2 protein-coding genes are annotated in these 591 nt (G+C 72.1%); both read right to left on the minus strand.

The window, feature by feature from the left end; genetic code table 11:
• On the minus strand, positions 1-182 hold a 182-nt coding region (locus tag G3I71_RS45780), incomplete at its 3' end, for a DUF1905 domain-containing protein (protein ID WP_164324864.1).
• A gap of 175 nt (positions 183-357) precedes the next feature.
• The coding region (locus G3I71_RS45785) for a hypothetical protein (protein WP_203733041.1) at positions 358-591 on the minus strand (234 nt) is incomplete at its 5' end.

The raw sequence follows: 591 nt of genomic DNA on the forward strand, positions 1-591 counted from the left end.
AACGGGATCAGGTGGCGCCCACCCATGACGGCGAGCGTCGAGCGGTACGTGTGGCCGTTCACGGTCACGACCACCGCGGCGCGCTTGCCCGCACCCAGCGCCTCGACGACCGCGGGCGGCACCTCGACCCCGGTGTTGTTGCCGTCGAGGAGCAGGGTCGTGGTGAACGTCTGCGTGGCCATGCCCGCATCGTCGCGCGCGGCGCGGCCGGGCACCACCGGGACGCTGCGCCGGGCTGACTCCTCGGGCCGGCGACGCACCACGACATCACCTCCGCGCCCAGCGGGACCGGTCTGCTGGCACCAGCCTGCGCACCACCGACGCTGCTGAACAGCCGCGGGCCGGCGAACCGTCCTGCTAGCGACGCGTCGCAGATCCGAGCAGATCGGCGACGAGGTCGATCTCGTCGCGTTCGATCTCGAGGCCTCCCGCAGCACGGATCAGCCTGAGCGACCTGTCGACCTGCTCGACGAACCACCGATGCGCGTGGAGCGCGGCGTCCGCAGCGATCACCGGGTCGCACTCCGCAAGCTGCGCCAGGGCGGTACCCCGCGCCACCGGGTCGAGCAGGATCGTGACGATGTCCAGCAG

This window comes from Streptomyces sp. SID12501 (genome assembly GCF_010550245.1).
Lineage (GTDB): Bacteria > Actinomycetota > Actinomycetes > Streptomycetales > Streptomycetaceae > Streptomyces.